General features: G+C 73.0%; 13 protein-coding genes. 4 read left to right on the top strand and 9 right to left on the bottom strand.

Annotated features, from left to right (window positions below; all coding sequences use genetic code 11):
- Positions 1-56 precede the first annotated feature (56 nt).
- The 3 genes from OG490_RS37895 to OG490_RS37905 all read left to right on the top strand — a co-directional run bounded on the left by OG490_RS37895 (position 57) and on the right by OG490_RS37905 (position 3356).
- A complete protein-coding gene (locus OG490_RS37895) occupies positions 57-1208 on the top strand; it encodes an NADH:flavin oxidoreductase (RefSeq protein WP_443066020.1) in 1152 nt (383 codons plus the stop codon).
- A 108-nt stretch (positions 1209-1316) separates the two neighbouring features.
- Complete coding sequence (locus tag OG490_RS37900) at positions 1317-2564, top strand: acyltransferase family protein (RefSeq protein WP_330301286.1); 1248 nt, start codon at positions 1317-1319, stop codon at positions 2562-2564.
- Positions 2565-2678: 114 nt separating this feature from the next.
- On the top strand, positions 2679-3356 hold the full coding sequence (locus OG490_RS37905) for an HAD family hydrolase (protein WP_330301287.1): 678 nt from the start codon (positions 2679-2681) through the stop codon (positions 3354-3356).
- 74 nt (positions 3357-3430) lie between these two features.
- Here OG490_RS37905 and OG490_RS37910 read toward each other — a convergent pair whose 3' ends face one another.
- The 4 genes from OG490_RS37910 to OG490_RS37925 all read right to left on the bottom strand — a co-directional run bounded on the left by OG490_RS37910 (position 3431) and on the right by OG490_RS37925 (position 7188).
- Complete coding sequence (locus OG490_RS37910; protein ID WP_330301288.1) at positions 3431-4015, bottom strand: helix-turn-helix domain-containing protein; 585 nt, start codon at positions 4013-4015, stop codon at positions 3431-3433.
- 214 nt (positions 4016-4229) lie between these two features.
- Entirely contained in the window at positions 4230-4937 is a 708-nt protein-coding gene (locus OG490_RS37915) for an HAD family hydrolase (protein ID WP_330301289.1), read from the bottom strand.
- Positions 4934-6094, bottom strand: coding sequence for an acyl-CoA dehydrogenase family protein (locus OG490_RS37920; RefSeq protein ID WP_330301290.1), 1161 nt, complete (start codon positions 6092-6094; stop codon positions 4934-4936). Before OG490_RS37920 ends, OG490_RS37915 begins: the two co-directional genes overlap by 4 nt.
- A gap of 5 nt (positions 6095-6099) precedes the next feature.
- On the bottom strand, positions 6100-7188 hold the full coding sequence (locus OG490_RS37925) for a ScbA/BarX family gamma-butyrolactone biosynthesis protein (RefSeq protein WP_330301291.1): 1089 nt from the start codon (positions 7186-7188) through the stop codon (positions 6100-6102).
- Positions 7189-7418: 230 nt separating this feature from the next.
- On the opposite strand from OG490_RS37925, the gene OG490_RS37930 reads away from it, so the two are divergent.
- Complete coding sequence (locus tag OG490_RS37930) at positions 7419-8018, top strand: ScbR family autoregulator-binding transcription factor (RefSeq protein ID WP_330301292.1); 600 nt, start codon at positions 7419-7421, stop codon at positions 8016-8018.
- 89 nt (positions 8019-8107) lie between these two features.
- Here the strand turns inward: OG490_RS37930 and OG490_RS37935 are convergent, their stop codons facing one another.
- The 5 genes from OG490_RS37935 to OG490_RS37955 form a co-directional block, all read right to left on the bottom strand.
- On the bottom strand, positions 8108-8692 hold the full coding sequence (locus OG490_RS37935; protein ID WP_330301293.1) for a TIGR00730 family Rossman fold protein: 585 nt from the start codon (positions 8690-8692) through the stop codon (positions 8108-8110).
- Positions 8693-8779: 87 nt separating this feature from the next.
- On the bottom strand, positions 8780-10090 hold the full coding sequence (locus OG490_RS37940) for a Zn-dependent hydrolase (RefSeq protein ID WP_330301294.1): 1311 nt from the start codon (positions 10088-10090) through the stop codon (positions 8780-8782).
- A 110-nt stretch (positions 10091-10200) separates the two neighbouring features.
- Positions 10201-12138 (bottom strand): S9 family peptidase, encoded by a 1938-nt coding sequence (locus tag OG490_RS37945; RefSeq protein WP_330301295.1) that lies wholly within the window; start codon positions 12136-12138, stop codon positions 10201-10203.
- 139 nt (positions 12139-12277) lie between these two features.
- Positions 12278-13507: a tetratricopeptide repeat protein gene (locus OG490_RS37950; RefSeq protein WP_330301296.1), complete on the bottom strand. Its 1230-nt coding sequence runs from the start codon at positions 13505-13507 to the stop codon at positions 12278-12280.
- 27 nt (positions 13508-13534) lie between these two features.
- A complete protein-coding gene (locus OG490_RS37955; protein WP_330301297.1) occupies positions 13535-15499 on the bottom strand; it encodes a M13 family metallopeptidase in 1965 nt (654 codons plus the stop codon).
- Position 15500 lies beyond the last annotated feature (1 nt).

Consider the following 15500-nt stretch of genomic DNA (forward strand, 5'->3'; position numbering starts at 1 on the left):
TGTCAGCCAGAACTTTCCGCGCGCCGCCGTGTGCCGTGCGCAGATGAGGAGTACCCGTGAGCCCGACGGAAACCGTCGCCACCGCCCCGGCCGTCGAGGAACGCGCCGGACGCCCCGCCTCGGCGCTCTTCGCGCCCTTGCGGATCAACGGCCTGACGCTGGACAACCGCGTCGCCATGGCACCGATGACCCGGGAGGGCTCCCCCGGCGGGGTGCCCGGCCCCGATGTCGCGGAGTACTACGCCCGCCGGGCCCGGGGCGGCACCGGGCTCATCATCACCGAGGGGACCCTGGTGGAGCACCCCTCGGTCACCGCGCCGGACGGCGTACCGCACTTCTACGGAGAGGACGCACTGGCCGGCTGGGCCCGGGTGGTGGCGGAGGTGCACAGGGCCGGCGGCCGGATCGTGCCCCAGCTCTGGCACACCGGCATCTACCGGGACACCGGTTTCGTCCCGGAGGCCGCGCCCCAGGTCGGCCCGTCGGGGCTGGACCTGGCGGGCGAGCGCGTCGGCGAGCCCATGAGCGGCGACGACATCGCCGAGGCCGTCGCCTCGCTGGCCGAGGCGGCCGGTGAGGCCCGGCGCCTGGGCTTCGACGGCATCGAACTGCACGCCGCCCACGGCTTCCTGATCGACCAGTTCCTGTGGCCGCAGACCAACCGGCGCACCGACGGGTACGGTGGCTCCCCCGCCGCCCGCGCCCGGTTCGCCGCCGAGGTGGTCGCCGCCTGCCGCCAGGTGGTGGGTCCGCACTATCCGATCCTGTTCCGCTTCTCGCAGTGGAAGGTCACCGACTACACGGCGCGTCTGGCGCACTCCCCCGAGGAGCTCGGCGAACTGCTCGCGCCGCTGACCGCCGCGGGCGTCGATGCGTACCACGTCTCGACCCGCAGGTTCTGGCTCCCCGAGTTCGAGGGCTCGCCGCTGTCGCTGGCGGCCTGGACCCGGAAGCTGACCGGGAAGCCGACGTTCGCGGTGGGGTCGGTGGGGCTGGCCGACAGTGACTTCCAGGACGCCTTCGCGGGCAGGACCGCGGCGTCCGCCCCCCTCACCCGGGTCGAGGAGGCCCTGGAGCGCGGCGACTTCGACGGCGTCGCCGTCGGCCGCGCCCTGCTCAGCGACCCCGAGTGGGCGGCCAAGGTCCGCGACGGCCGCACCCGGGACATCCTCCCGTTCGACCCGGTGTCGCTCACCTCCCTGATCTGAATCACCACCGTCCACGCCGCCCGCGGACCGCACCGGACCGGGGCGGGCGGCCGGTGCGGTCCGCCATGTCATCCGTACCTCCCCTCCCACACGAAAGGCCTTGCTGCGATGTCTGACGGAGGCCCGCCCACCCGGGCCGGCATCAAGCCCCAGTTGCCCGCGCTCACCGGGCTGAGAATCTTCGGCGCCCTCGGCGTCTTCCTGCTCCACTCGCTGATGCTGGCCGACCCGCTGAAGCCGTCGGTGCCGATGACGTACATCGGTGACAAGCACCTCGCGGAATCGGTCGCGAAGTTCGTGTGGATGTCCGGCATCGTCGGCGTCTCCTTCTTCTTCGTGCTGAGCGGGTTCGTCCTGACCTGGGCGTCCCGGCCCGAGCAGCGCCCGCGGCAGTTCATCCGCCGCCGGCTGGTCAAGATCCTGCCCAACCACGTGGTGACCTGGATCATCGCGATGCTGCTGGTGCCCGCGGCGGCGACGGGTGTGTTCACGCCGACCGTCAACCTGCTGCTGCTGCACCCCTACTTCCCCAGCCCGGAAGTGTTCATCAGCGTCAACTCGCCCAGCTGGTCGCTCGGCTGCGAGCTGCTGTTCTACCTGCTCTTCCCGTTCCTGATCCGACCGGTGCGCCGGCTCGCCACCAACCGGCTGTGGCTGTGGGCGGTCATCCTGGTGGGGGCGATGGCCGCGATCGCGGTCGTCAACTACGCCTTCATCCCGGACAGCCCGAAGTCCGGACTGCTGCCGATGGCCGTGCCGCAGCAGTGGTTCGGTTACATCTTCCCGGTGCCCCGCATGTTCGAGTTCGGTCTCGGCATGATGCTCGCCCGCCTGGTCGAGGCCGGCGCCTGGCCCAAGCAGCTCAAGATCTGGCACGCCGGCGTGATCGCAGCGGTCGGCTACCTGGTGACCAACTACGTGCCGTCGCCGTTCAACTTCACCCTCCCGATGATCGTCCCGATCGCGGTGCTGATCGCCACCGTCGCGGCGGCCGACCTGCGCGGCGACCGCACGTACCTGCGCAAGCCCTTCATGGTCTGGCTGGGCAAGATCTCCTTCGGCTTCTACCTGTGCCAGGGCGTGGTGCTCTTCCAGGGCCGGCTGTGGCTCGGCGGTGACCGGACCTTCAGCACGCCCGTGGCGCTCTGCCTCACCCTCGTCCTCTTCGCGATGACGTGCCTGGTCGGCTGGCTGCTCAACTTCCTCGTGGAGGAGCCGATGATGAAGCGCTTCGGCAACAGCCGCCGCAGGGCGGTGGCCCGGGCGGCCGGTGCGCCGCCGGTGGCCGAGACCCGGAAGGACGCCGCGCAGCCGGTGGCCGAGGCCCGGGAGGCCGAGTCCGTACCGGTCCCGTAGGCACCGCGGACACCTCACGACACCCGGGAGACCTGGTGGCGCCGGCCTGGGTGCCGGTCCGCCAGGTCTCTTCCCGTTCCCTTTCCCGTTCCCTTTGCCCTTCCGAGGAGCAGCATGTCCGGCGTACCCACCCGGCTCGTCTTCAGCGATGTCGACGAGACCCTGATCAACTGCAAGAGCATGTTCGACTTCCTCGACTACTACCTCACGGGGCGCTACGGGGACCGGGGCGCGGCCACCGCCCGCTCGGTGCGCGAGACCCTGCTGGCGCAGGCCGCGAGCGGGGTACCGAGGGAGCGGACCAACCGCACCTACTTCCGTGCCTGGGCGGGCGAGAGCGCCGCCGAGGTACGGCGGTGGGGGCAGCGGTGGTTCGCCGAGCGCTCGGCGGAGCCGTCGTTCTACCTGGCCGCCACGCGCGAGGCACTGCGCGGACACCGTGCGCAGGGGGCGGCCGTGGTCCTGGTGTCGGGGTCGTTCCCCGCGCTGCTCGACCCGATCGCCGCGGACGTCGGCGCGGCCCATGTCGTGTGCACCGTGCCGCAGTCGCGGGGCGGTGTGCTGACCGGGGAGATCGTCGGGGAGCCCGTGATCGGCGAGGGCAAGAGCGTCGCCGTGCGCGAGCTGTTCGGCAGGTATCCGCAGCTGGATCCGGCGGAGTGCTTCGGCTACGGGGACCACATCTCGGATCTGCCGATGCTCGCGGCGGTGGGGCACCCGGTGGTGGTGGGTGGCAGTGCGGCGCTGCTGGCGCGGCTGCCCGCGGCTCGGCGGCTGGCGGCCGCGGCCTGAACGGGGACGGGGGCGCGGGGCGGGGGCGCGGGGCGCGGGGCGCGGGGCGCGGGGCGCGGGCAGGCCGTACGGGTTCAGGCGGGCTGCTCCACGCGCAGCACGTCCTGGAGCATCCGCCAGATGGACTCCAGCCAGGGCACCGGGTGGATGCCGATGGCCGGCCAGGTGCCGGACTGGACCGCGAAGACCATGGCCAGCAGGAGTTCGACGATCGAGGCGGCCGGGTACCGGTCCGTCATCTCGCCCCGGTCCTGGGCCGACTGTGCGAGAGCGGTCATGTGGAGGCGTACGTCCCGGAGCAGGTTGGGGCGCTCGCGCCCGGCCGCCAGTTCGTCGGCGACCAGGCGGAAGGCCGCCCTGGTGCGGGCGTCGGTGTGCACACGGCGGGCCAGCTCCAGCGCGAGGTCGCCCAGCGCCGGCAGCGGGGGCCGGCCCGCCGTCTCGGTGAGGGTGCTGGTCCACATGGACTCCCCGTGGCCGATGATGGCTTCCGCGAGCCGTTCCTTGGACGTGAAGTGCCCGTACAGGGCGCCCTTCGTCATACCGATCCGGTCCGCCACCGCGTTCATGGTCGTGTGGGCGTAGCCGTGGGCGGAGAATTCCGCCGCCGCGGCGTCCAGCACGATTTCACGGGTGCGCCGGGATCGCTCCTGCTTCACTGGTCCCTCCCAGAAGGGTCGTAGCACGCATAAAACATACCCTCCAGAAGGAATGTTATCGAGCGGTGCGGGAGGCCGGCGCACCCCGTGCGGCGAAGACGGCCGGAAAGCGACGGGCGGCCGGGGCCAGCGCTGCGGCCGGGACCAAGGGTTGCGGCCGGGACCAGCGGATGCGGCCGGCCCGGGGCGGTGTGCCCCGGGCCGGCCGTGGCGCTCAGGACACCAGGAGGCGCGGCGCGGACCGTTGCCCGGTCATGGGGCCGTGCAGTGCGGGCAGCCGCTGCCAGCCCCGCCGCACCGCGTGCTCGGTCAGGACCCGGTCCTCGCCCACCACGACGGGGTGACCCACGCTCTGCAGCAGGGCCAGATCGCTCTGGTGGTCCGCGTAGGCCCAGCACCGCTCGGCGGCCAGGCCGAGCCGTGCCATGATCCGCGACGCCGCCCCGCCCTTGCCGTCGCCGATCACCTGACGGCCGATCTCGCCGGTGAGCCTGCCGTCCGCCACCACCTGCTCGGCGCACACCACCTGGTCGGCGCCCACGTCGCGGGCGAGCGGTTCGAGGAGCGGGCGGGGGGATCCGGAGACCAGGACGATCAGGTCGCCACGCTCCCGGTGCGCCACGAGAGCCTCGTACACCGGCACGATCACCATCTCGGGGCCGGTGCGCAGGGTCTCGTACCAGTCCTGGGCGGCCCGCTCGAAGTGCGCGGCCGGCAGGCCCGCGAACATGCGGTAGTACGCGCGGTTGGCTTCCTCGCGCGGGGCGCCGCCGCTCAGCAGCGGACGCAGCGTCTCGAAGCGGTGTGCGTAGCCGCGCCCTTCCGCGGTGGTCGACCAGTACCGCCAGAAGCCGAGCATGCTCTTGCCCGCGAGCAGGGTCTCGTCGACGTCGAAGAACGCCGCCCGTCCGCTGCCGCTCATGCGCTGCTCCCCTGTCCCTGGGGGAACACCGCCCGCGCGTAGGCGGCGGCGGCCCGCTCGGGGTCGAGCGCGCCGTGGGCGGCGACGGCGGTGACGTCCCGCCAGCCCCGCTGGACGGGGTTGTCCTGGGCGAGCCCGGAGGCGCCGGAGGCCTGCATCAGCCGGCCGGTGGCCGTGAGGCACAGGTCGACGGCCATCACCGAGTCCCTCATGTTCTCCGCCGCCGTGAACGCGCCCGGCTCGGCCTCGTCGGCGCGTTGCGCCGCCAGCCGCAGCAGGAGTCCGGCGGCCTCGATCTCCGCGGCCGACCGGGCCAGGACCCGCTGGGCCGCGTCCGAGCCCCGCACCGCCTGCCCGTCGGAGCGGTGGCGTCCCGCCGCCCGGCGCGTCCAGGCCCGGAGCGCGCCGCGGGCGGCGCCGAGCGCCGGGGCCGCGAACTGCGGTGCGGCGACCATCGCGTAGGGCACCGCGTGGCAGCGCGCGCCGCTCCCGCCAGGGCGGGCCAGGTCGGCCAGGACCATGGTCCTGTGTGCGGGGACGAAGACGCCCTGGAGGGTGACGCTGTTGCTGCCGGTCCCCCGCAGCCCGATGGTGTGCCAGGTGTCCAGGACCCGGCAGTCGGTGCGGGGCAGGGCGAAGACGCGGTGTGCGCGTGCGGGGCCGCTGCCGGTCCACGAGGCGAGCAGCACCCAGTCGGCGTGGTCCACGCCGCTGGCCGTGGCCCAGGTTCCGGACAGCTGCCAGCCGCCGGGGACCTCGTGCGCCACTCCGGCGGGCGGGTTGACGGCCGCCGCGATCCGTACGTCGGGGCCGGCCGCCCACAGGTCGGCCTGACCCTCGTGCGGCAGGTAGGCGGCGAGTCTGCCGTGTGCGGCGTACAGCCCGGCACACCAGGCGGTGGAGGCGCAGGTCTCGGCCACGGTGGCGACCGCGGTCAGTGCGGCGCCGAAGGTGCCGGCGGTGCCGCCCCAGTGGGCGGGGACGAAGTGCCGGGCGAATCCGGCCCGGGTGATCGCGTCGGCGAGCTCGGGGGTGAGCCGGCCGTGTTCCTCGACGATCGGGGCCAGCCGGAGCGCGGTCACGGCGAGTTCCTCGGCGGCGTCCGGCAGCGCGTGCGCGAGGGACGCGGCGGGTGCGAGTGGGGTCGCGGTTGCCATCGGTGTCATTCCCCGCCGTCGCGGACGAGGTCGCCGAGCGGCGTGAGCGTGACGCCTCTGAGGACTGCCGCGGCGAGGGGCCGGTCGCCCTGGAGGGCGGCGACCCGCATCTCCCGCCCGCCGGCCGGGCCCGTCCGGCCTTCCTGGCGTTCGTCGCGTTCCTGGGGTTCGTCGCGTTCGTTGCGCTCGTTGCGCTCGTTGCGCTCGTTGCGCTCGTTGCGGACGACGACGATGACCGGCTGGTCGAGCTCGCCGAAGGACTCGAAGGATATGGAGCCCGACTGCAGGAACCAGTTGTGCGGGGCCCGGTCCGTGCCCGCCCGCGACGCCGCGGTCAGCGCGCCGGCCTGCCGGAAGGACTCGATGAGGGCGACGCCGGGGATGTGGTCGCAGCCGTGGTCGAAGAGGACGGGATGCCCGCGATCCACGTTCAGGTTCCACACCTTCAGGGTGCCGATGGCCCCGGCCAGCACCACGTCGTGCTCGTTGCGGCGGCCGATGGCCTGCGGGGGCAGCGGCACGGTGTCGTGCACCGCGGGCGCGGTGGCGTAGGGGGTCTGCCCGGCGTGCCGGTTGCGTACGCGCTGGTAGCGGTCCGCGTCCACGGCCTGCCAGTCGAGCGAGACCTGTCCGGAGCGGCGGCCGTCGACGAAGACCACGGCCTCCAGGGACATGACGGCCTTCCCCGGGACCAGTAACTTCGCCGTGCACGTCACGTCGAGGGTGACGGCGAGCGGGGCCGGGCCCGGCCGGGCCGGGGCGGGGATGTCGATGGCGAAGTCGACCCGGGACAGGATGAAGAGGTGGCCCAGGGGCACCTCGTAGAACCGGTGCGAGAGGTAGATGCCCGCCTGGCGCACGGTCTCGATCCACAGCAGCGGGTCGCTGGTGCCTTCCGCGCCCGGTTGGAAGAAGACGTGGTCGCGCGGCCACTGGGCGGCGACCGTGAACCGGTCGTCGGACTCGCGCCGCGCGTCCGTCAGGAAGACCTCCGAAACCGCCTTCTTGTGCACCAGCCGACGTGGCACACAGGCGTCGTACGAGAGTTCCTCGACCTCGACTGTTGTAGCTTCTCGATCGCTGTCTGGTCCCATGTCGGCCAGTGGTTCAGTGACGACGTGCACTACGACATCCCCCAAGGAAAGTGACAGAGTTGGGCTGAGCTCTTGCACTGCCTATCGAGCGAGATCGAAAATATACCTGCGGGAAGGTATATTGCAATGGAGATTATTTCGCTTCTCCCGTGAGTACCGCATGAGAGGCCTGACCAGGCATGACTCCACAACCCCAACCCACCGCATGGCGCATTGGTCACTCACAGTCAGTGGCTCGTGGCCATGAGCCACGACAGGACCGAGCGATCCGCACCAGAGAGCTGGTCCTGCTGGCGGCCGCCAGGCTGTTCGCCGCCAAGGGATTCCCCAACACGTCCATGAAGGACGTCGCCGACGAGATGGGCATGACCAAGGGCGCCGTCTACCACCACTTCCCCAGCAAGGAGAGCCTCGCCATCGCGGTGGTCGAGGAACACTACGCACGCTGGCCGAGACTGCTCGAAGAGGTACGGGCCGAAGGACTGCCTCCGATGGAGACCGCCTTCATGCTGCTGGAGCGGGTCGCCGAGGCCTTCGGCAGCGATCCGCTGGCCCAGGGCGGGGCCCGGCTCCAGCTGGAGCGCTCGCTCATCGGCGCGCCGCTGCCCGCCCCCTACGTCGGGTGGGCCGAGCTGCTCACGACCCTGTTCTCGGAAGCCGAGGCTGCCGGTGAACTGCGGGCGGGAGTCCGGCCCGGGCAAGCCGCCCGTGCCGTGGTCGCCGCGTTCTTCGGCGTCCAGCACATCTCGGACACCCTGCACCACAGGGCCGATCTGAACGAGCGCTGGGAGGAGACCCGGGAGCTGCTGCAGCACGCGATCCGTGCCTAGGCAGTCTCTTCCGGATCCTGCCCACCGGATCCCAGTACCCGCCGGGGCCGTCCGGCGGGTCCGGGCCGGGGCGCGCCTTTCACCCGCGGTTACGCGGCCACGGCCAGCGGCGGTGTGCCGAGCCCCATCAGGTCGAGGGCCTCGTGCGCGGTGTCGGCGACCAGGAAGATGCCGCGCTCCTCGGCCGTCAGGAAGCCCTCGGCGACCAGGTGGTCCAGCATCGCGAGCATGGGGGTGAAGAACCCCCGGTGGTTGAGGATCACCACCGGCTTGCGGATGAAGGAGAGCTGGTTCCAGGTCGCCACCTCCATCAGTTCGTCCAGCGTGCCGATGCCGCCGGGCAGGACGGCGAACCCCGAGGAGAGCCGGTACATGAGGGCCTTGCGCTCGTGCATCGAGCGGACGACGAAGACGGCGCCGCGCGCCCGGTCGGCGCGCTCGCGCTCGTGCAGGTCGCGGGGAATGACTCCGGTGACGCTTCCGCCCGCCGCCATCACGGCGGAGGAGAGCGCGCCCATGACGCCGATCCCGCCCGCGCCGTAGACCAGCTCCAGGCCGCGTTCGGCCAGTGCGGTGCCGAACTCCTCGGCGAGCCGCAGGTGTTCGGGGTGGACGCCCGGGCGGGCACCGCAGAAGACGGCGATCCGCTGGACCTGCTCAACCGTGGACGGCATGGTTTTCCTCATCAGTAGGGTCGCCCCACCTCGTGGAGCTACATCTGGGAACGCTGTGGGCCGCAAGGCCCGGTGGTGGTGCGCGCGCTAGCGGCGCGGTCCCGTCGGCAGGCCGGATGCCCGCAGTGCGGTGCGGAGCAGGACCTCGGCGCCGAGGACGAGATCGTCCGGGGCGGTGTCCTCCTCCGGTACGTGGCTGACGCCTCCGATGCTGGGAACGAAGATCATCGCTACGGGTGCGAGGTCGGCGACGACCAGTGCGTCGTGGCCGGCTCCGCTGGGCAGTACGGCGTAGGGCACGCCGAGTTCCAGCGCGGTCTCCTCGATCAGGGCGCGCAGGTCCGCGCTGGTGGCAACCGGATCCGAGTAGACGCGGCCCACGACCTCGATGTCGGTGCCGGTCTGGCGGGCGATGTCCGCCAGGGCGTCCCGCAGGGCCGCCTCGGCGTTGCGCATCCGCGCCGCGTCGGTGTCGCGCAGGTCCGCGGTCAGCCGCACGGCCTCGGCGACGGTGTTCGGAGAGTTCGGCGAGATGTGGAGCCGGCCGACGGTGGCGACCCGGCACAGGCCGCGCTCCGCGGCGATCCGTTCGGCGGCCAGCACCACGCGGGAGGCGGCGGCGAGCGCGTCGGCCCGGCCCGCCATCGGGGTCGTTCCGGCGTGTCCGGCCGTGCCCCGGATCTCCACGGTGAGCACGTCGCGTCCGGTGATGCCGTCGACCACGCCGATCCGGCTGCCCGCACGCTCGAGTACCGGGCCCTGCTCCACGTGGACTTCCAGATAAGCGGCGACCGCGTCGGACGACCAGGCGGCACTGCCCAGCGCGTCCAGGTCTCCGCCGGCCAGTGCCAGCGGGCCGCGCAGCGGGCCGCCCTGGTGGTCGAGCGGTTCGCGGGGCAGGCCGGCGAGGCGCCCGGCGAGGACCATCGAGCCGAAGAACGGCTGGGGGAACAGTGCCCCCTCCTCGTTGGTGAAGGCCACGGCGACCGGTTCCAGGCCACCGCCGCCGCCCGACTCGGCCCAGGCCTGCACCACTTCGAGTGCGGCGATCACCCCGTACGCGCCGTCCAGGCGGCCGCCGTTGACGACGGTGTCCAGGTGGGAGCCCATCAGCACGACGGGCCGTTCGCCGGCCGCGGCGGCGGACCCGCGGATGATGATGTTGCCCGCGGCGTCGACGGCCACACAGAGTCCGGCGGCGCGCGCCTCGGCCATCACATAGGCGCGGGCCTCCCGGTCCGCGGCGCTGAATCCCTCACGGGTGATCCCGCCGGTCACCGGGTCGCGGCCGATCCGGCCGAGCTCCTCGATGCGGCGCAACAGGCGGCCGCCGTCGACGGCCGGGGCGGTCGCGGTGCTTGAAGTGGTCCAAGCCTGGGCCACGGACTGGCTGCTCATGGTTCCTCCAGGATCCTGCCGGGACCCGTCGGTTGATGTACGGGAGGGGATACGAAGCCGGGTGCGGCGGGGCGGTACGGCCGCGGCGGTACCGCCCCCGCCGGGCCGGCCTAGAGGTGGCGCTGCCACCAGTCCAGGACCGCCTCGAAGCGCGCCACCCGGTGGCTGGGCAGCCCCGACCGCGACAGGTCGTGTCCCTCGCCGGGGAACAGCAGCAGCTCCACGGGCACCCCCCGGGTCTTGAGCGCCACGAACATCCGCTGCGCCTGCTCCATGGGGCAGTGCCGGTCCTCCTCGGACTGGATGAGCATCATCGGGATCTTCATCCGGTCCGCGTACGTCAGCGGGCTCTTCTCCGCCCAGCGCTCGCTGTCGGCGCCGTACAGCGCGATCGCCACGTTGACCCCGTCGTCGCTGGAGGCCGCGTAGCTGTCGACGGAGTACAGGCCGCGCTCGCCGATGGCCGCCTTGAACCGCTCACCGTGGTGGGCCGCCATCCACGCGGACATGTAGCCGCCGAAGGAACCGCCCATGACGCCGACCCGGTCCGCGTCCAGGTCGGGGTCCTTGAGCGCCTCGTCGAGCAGGGCGAGCAGGTCGGGGGCGGACTTGCGGGGCAGGTCGTCGGCGACGTACATGCCATGCTCCTGGCCGTAGCCGGAGCAGCCGCGCGGGTTGCCGAGCACCACCGCGTAGCCGGCGCTCGCGTACACCTGGGCCTCGTCGAACGCGGCCGGGCCGGTGAGGGTGTGGCCCCACTGCGTGTACGGGCCGCCCTTGATCTGGAACACCACGGGGTGCGGGCCCTCGCCGGGCGGGCGCACCACCCAGCCCTGGAGCCGGTAGCCGTCGGGGGCGGTCGCGGTGAATTCCTCCATGGGCAGGGGGTTCCCGCGCTTGACGACCTCCTCGCCGAAGCCGGTCAGTACGTGCTCGGTTCCGCCGCGCACGGCGAGCAGGTCGCCTGCGCTGGTGGCGCTGGAGACGACGGCCACGACGACCGCGCCCCAGGGCGTGTCCACGGCCGCGTACCCGTTGACCTGCCGCGGGCCGGTGACGACCGGGCGCGGGGTGCCCCCGTCGTAGGGGACCAGGACCAGGTGGACCTCGCCGCGGTGGTCGGGCGCGAAGTACACGCCGTCGCGTCCGGGGAGGATCATCTGGCTCGCGAAGCTGAGGTGCAGGTCCGTGCCGGTCAGCCGCACCGGTGCGGCCGAGCCGTCGACGGGAGCGGACCACAGGCCGTAACTGCAGGTGGCGTACGCGTTGTTGTTCTGATCGAGCGGTTCGGCCGCGAACACCAGGCGGCTGCCGTCGGGCGAGAAGCGGGGGCAGCCCACGATCAGCCCGCCGTCGGTCACCGGGCGCAGGCCGGAGCCGTCCGGGGCGCACAGCCAGATGTCGTTGCGCAGGTCGTCGCCGGCCGTGGTGTGCCGGGCGGCGGCGAAGGCCAGGAGTTGCCCGTCCGGGCTCCAGGACACGTCCGCGTGGTCGTGGTTGCCGCTGGTGACCTGGGTGGGGGCGGCGTCCGGGCCGGTCGCGAAGGGGTCGGTGACGAAGACGTGCCGGGGCCGGTCGAGGGTGTACCCGAAGCCGTCCGCCAGGTAGCGAAGGGTCGTGACGCGCCGCGGCGCCTCGTGTCCGGCCGGGCCCTGGTAGCGGCCCGCTTCGGCGACGCGGGCCGTGTAGGCCAGGCGCCGGGAGTCCGCGCTCCAGACGGGCTGGCCGGCGCCCAGCGGGTGGCTGGTGACGCGGCGCGCCTCGCCGCCGTCCATCGGCAGCAGGTGGATCTGTGCCCGGCCGTCGGGGCCGGGACGCAGGAAGGCCAGGTGGCGGCCGTCCGGGGAGAAGGCGGGGGCGCCGTCGTGCGGGCCGCTGGTGAGGGGGCGGGCGGGCGTGGAACCGTCGGTCTCGGCCAGCCACAGCTCACTGCTGTAGTCGTCGGCCTCGACGCTGGAGCGCGTGACCGCCACCACCGCGAAGCGCCCGTCCGCGGAAAGGGTCGGGCGGCCGAGAGTCGGGAGGAGGTCGATATCCGTGGGAAGCATGCAGAGAATTTATTTCCGCGGGCCCGAATTCGTCAACGGACGCGATGGGGCAGTGAAATCGAGCAGCGCCTGTGCGGGGATATGCGAGAAATCCCGTCCGCACGCGGCGGACGGGATTCAATTCTCACGTTTGCGCTGCTCAGAGCAGTGCCAGCGGGAACGGAGACACGTCTTCGAGCTGTCGGCGAACTTCTTCCGCCTCTCCCGACCGATGCTGCGCGAGATAAATGTCCAGCGCATCGGACAGGGAATTACGGGCCTCTTCGAAAAGTCCGGCATCTGCATGGGCGGCGCCGAGCCGCTCCAGTATTCCGGCTTCCTGATACGTGTTCCCGAGCTGTCGGCACAGCTGCAGCGCGCTGCGGAACCGGCTGATCGCCTTGAAGGGCAGACCGGCCCTGCGGGCCATCAGGCCGAGGCTGTCCTGCGCGGCCGCCTGGCCCTCGAGGTAGCCGTGGCGGCGGGAGAGCCGCAGCGCCTCGAAGGCGCCGGCCGATCCCCGGGCGGTGTCGCCGAGCAGCGCGTGGTACCAGCCGACGGCGTTCAGCGCGTCCGCCTCCTGCAAGTGGCGGCCCGCCTCGTGGAACAGCTCCGTGGCCGCCGTCGCCTGTTCGAGCGCGTCCTCGTACCGCCCGGCCTGCTCGTGGACCCAGGCGAAGATGTAGCGGACCTCGGCGCGGACGGCCGCGTCACCGGTCCGGCCTGCGGCTTCGACCGCCCGTTCCATGTGGGCCGCGGCCCGTGCGGGCAGCCCCGCGCGGGTGCCGGCCTGCCCGAGGAAGCGGTGGGCCAGGGCCTGTGCCCGGTGGTCGCCCAGGAGTTCGGCGGCGGTCAGGGCGTCCGCCCACTGGTCGAGCTGCTCGGCGCTGCGGCCGCGGCGGACGAAGTGTCCGTTGAGGCTGTACGCCAGCTGGCACACCGAGCGGTTCAGCGCCTCGGCCAGCGCGAGGCCGCGTACCGCGACGAGGCAGTCGAGTTCCGCGTCCAGCCAGGCGAGGGCTTCCTCACGGTCCGCGGGCTCCAGCGGCCGGCAGCCCGCGACGGGCGGGGCGAGGTCGAGGGGCGGGTGGCTGGGAGAGAGCAGCCGGTCCGCGGCGTACGCGGTGTGCACGTAGAAGTCGACCAGCCTGCGCCGGGCCGCACCGGCCGCACCGGTCTCATCGGGGATGGCGGCCCGGCTCCGGGCGCGGGCCGCGGCGGTGAGCCGGTAGCGGCCGGGGCGGCGGCGGACCAGCAGGCCGCAGCCGGTCAGCCGGTCCAGGACCTGTGCCGTTTCGGCCGTGGGACGGGCCAGCAGTGCCGCGGCCGCGGCCGCGGTGAAGTCGGGGCCCGGGACGAGTCCCAGCAGCCCGAGGGTGCTCTTCGGCATCTCATTGCTCCTTTCCCCGACGGGGTCTCATACGAGCGTGAACCGGGCCTCCGGGTCGATGTGGAGGCCGTCGGCGGGCTGTACGTCGAAGACGTCGTAGAACGCCTGGATGTGTCCGAGTGCGCCGTTGCAGCGGTATTCGGACGGGGCGTGGCGGTCGGTGGCGAGTCGTTCCAGCAGCCGTCCGCGGACCCTTTTGACCTGCCACATCGAGGCCCACAGCAGGAAGAACCGGCGCATCTGCGCGGCCTGTTCGGCGGGGCCGGCGGCGAGGTCCGCCAGGTGCGCGGCGAACGCCTCCTGCGCCACGGCGAGCCCCGTGATGTCCGCGATGTTCTCGCCCAGGGTGCGCTCCCCGCTGACGCGGGGGCCGCCGGGCCCGTCCGGCTCGTACCGGCCGTACTGCTCGACGAGGATCCGGGTGCGGCGGGTGAACTCGGCCAGGTCCTCGGGATCCCACCAGTCGCGGATCCGGCCCTGCCCGTCGTAGTGCGCGCCCCGGCGGTCGAAGGCGTGGGACATCTCGTGGCAGACGATGGATCCGAGCAGCGCGAAGTTGCGGGCCGCGTCGCCGCCGGCCTCGAACAGGGGCGGCTGGAGCAGAGCGGCGGGCACGACCACCTGGTTGAGGCCGTGCCGGTAGTAGGCGGTGGCCGCCTGCGGGGGCACCTTCCAGTCCGAGCGGTCCACCGGACCGCCGAGCCTGGCGAGTTGGCGGGCCAGCTGCCGGGCCCGGCCGCGCTTGACGTTGCCGATCAGGTCCGCGGGGTCGGTGCGGGGGCCTTCGGCCGCGGCGGCCGTCCGGGGGGAGCCGATCTCGAAGACCATGCGGTCCAGCTTGTCCAGGGCCGCGGCCCTGGTCCGCGGGCGCATCCAGTCGGCGCGGGTGAGCCGGTCCCGGTAGGCGGCGGTCAGCGCCGTGACGAGGCGCCCGGCCTCCCGGACGGTGTCCGGGGCGAGGTGTTCGCGCAGGTAGCGCTCCCCCACCTCGTCGCCGAGCACGGTCTGCACGAAGGAGACGGCCCGCATCCAGCGGGGCCTGGAGGTGGTGGAGCCGGTGAGGGCCCGCCCGTAGAAGTCGAAGTTCTCGGCGAACAGCTCCCGGTGCCCGAAGGGGGCCATCTCGTGTGCGTACATCCAGCTCAGCCAGGCCTTGAGGGCCTCCGGGCGGTGGGTGCCCCACCAGTGGTCCAGTACGTCGAGCCAGCCGGCGGGGCGGACGCGTACGGCCGCGTCGGGCGGCAGGTCACCGAGCCCGGCCAGCCACTGCCGCCAGGGGAAGGCGCCGGGGCGGGCGGCGAGTTCGGCGACGGTGCAGGCGTGCGAGGGGGCGCTGACCAGGCCGCTGCGGTCCGGCCGCGCATGGCCCGCGGCCAGGTCGCTCTCCAGCCGCAGGACCTCGGCGGCGGCGGTGTCCGGGGCGGGGTGGCCGACGTGGGTGAGGACCGCGCGCAGGTGGGCGGCGTAGCGCTCGCGCAGGGCGGCGGCGTCGGGCAGCCGGTACAGGCCCGGTGCGGGAAGCCCGAGCCCCGACTGGGTGAGGTTGAGTACGTAGCCCTGCGCGTCGGCGGTGTCGGTGGTCACCGACACGCCCAGGGCGCCGCCGACGCCCTGGGCCTGGAGGCGGCCCATGACGTGGGCGAGGGCAGCGTGGTCGGGGGCCTCGGCGATCGCCGCCAGATCGGGGGCCAGGGCGTCGGCGCCGAGGCTCTCGATCCGTTCCTCGTCCATGAAGGACGCGTACAGGTCGGCGATCCGGCGGCCCGTGGCGTCGTCCTCGCCGTGGGGCGCCGCGGCCGCGCGGCGGATCACCTCGATCACGTCGTGCTGCACCTTCTCCGCCAGCTGGGTCAGCAGGGTGGTCTCGGCGCTGTGCGCGGGCAGTTCGAAGGTGTCGGCCCACCGGCCGTTGGCGTACCGGTGGAAGTCGTCCTGCGGCCGGACGGCGGTGTCCGGGGCCGGGGCCGGGCCGGTGGCGGCGGTGAGCGTCATG

The organism is Streptomyces sp. NBC_00503 (assembly GCF_036346895.1).
GTDB lineage: Bacteria > Actinomycetota > Actinomycetes > Streptomycetales > Streptomycetaceae > Streptomyces.